Source organism: Porphyromonas gingivicanis JCM 15907, from assembly GCF_000614585.1.
Lineage (GTDB): Bacteria > Bacteroidota > Bacteroidia > Bacteroidales > Porphyromonadaceae > Porphyromonas > Porphyromonas gingivicanis.
This window is the reverse complement of sequence record NZ_BAKX01000020.1, coordinates 1-1,392: the sequence shown is the minus strand read 5'-3', so window position 1 is coordinate 1,392 and position 1,392 is coordinate 1. Positions and strand designations below refer to the sequence as shown.

Annotated in this window: 1 protein-coding gene; it reads left to right on the top strand. The window is 44.1% G+C overall.

The window, feature by feature from the left end; genetic code table 11:
* On the top strand, positions 1-1,392 hold a 1,392-nt coding region (locus tag JCM15907_RS12505; protein ID WP_148297522.1), incomplete at both ends, for a leucine-rich repeat domain-containing protein.

The window sequence follows — 1,392 nt, the reverse complement described above, 5'->3', positions numbered from 1 at the left end:
CGAAGAATACAAAGTTGGAGTGGCTGTATTGCTATAACAATCAGTTGACACAGTTGGATGTAAGTCAAAATAAGAACTTAGTAAAGTTACGGGTGTTTGGAAATAGAATTAAACGCGCATCCATGAATAGTCTCGTAGAGCAGTTGCCGAGTATTTCTATCCCTGAGGAGGAAGAAAAACTGGGCTTCTTCGTTGCCGTTGATACCAAGAACCCCAACGAAGGGAATTACCTAACCCAATCCTCTGCAGCAAAGGCTAAGAGTAAAGGCTGGAAAGTTCGAGACTACAATAATGGGAGAGATGCTAATGGTAAGTGGAATGGTGAAGGCATACCCTATGAGGGAGAGAGTGGATTTATTACCATGACGACCAGCAAGAAGGTCGGCGAGGTGCTCACTCTCTGGATTGAGAGAGAAGGCTCCTGCATAGTGGAAGGCGCAACGCATAGGGAGAAGGGATCGTATGGTGGCGTAATCAAATACGAGCTCAAACTAACAGCTACTGATGGGCGCATTACACTCAAAGGAAATATAACTCGTCTGGATTGCGATAACAATCAGTTGACACAATTGGACGTAACAAAGAATACAGCGTTGGAGAAGCTGGTGTGCTCTAACAATCAGTTGACACAGTTGGATGTAACGAAGAATACGAACTTGACGGAGTTGTGGTGTTCAGAAAATCAGTTGACACAATTGGACGTAACAAAGAATACAGCGTTGGAGAAGCTGGGGTGCTATACCAATCAGTTGACACAGTTGGATGTAACCAAGAATACAGCGTTGGAGTGGCTATATTGCTCTAACAATCAGTTGACACAATTGGACGTAACAAAGAATACAGCGTTGACGTGGCTGGATTGCTCTGGGAACAAGTTGAAACAATTGAATGTAACGAAGAATACAAAGTTGGAGAAGCTGGTTTTCCATGAAAATAAATTAACCCAACTCGATGTAAGTCAAAATAAGAACTTAGTAGATTTATCGGTATCTGGAAATAGAATTGATCGCGCATCTATGGATCGACTTGTAGCGCAGTTGCCTAATATTTCTGACCTTGAAGATGAAGAAGAGCTGGGCTTCTTCGTTGCCGTTGATACCAAGAACCCCAACGAAGGGAATTACCTAACCCAATCCTCTGCAGCAAAGGCTAAGAGCAAAGGCTGGAAGGTTAGAGACTACAACGGAGGAACAGATGCTAATGGTGAGAGGAATTGGATAGGCGTACCCTATGAGGGAGAGAGTGGATTTATTACCATGACGACCAGCAAGAAGGTCGGCGAGGAGATCACTCTCGGGATTGAGAGTAAAGGCTCCTTTACAGTGCAAGGCGTAACACATAAGGGAGGATACAAGTACGAGTTAACAGCTACTGATGGGCGCATTACACTCC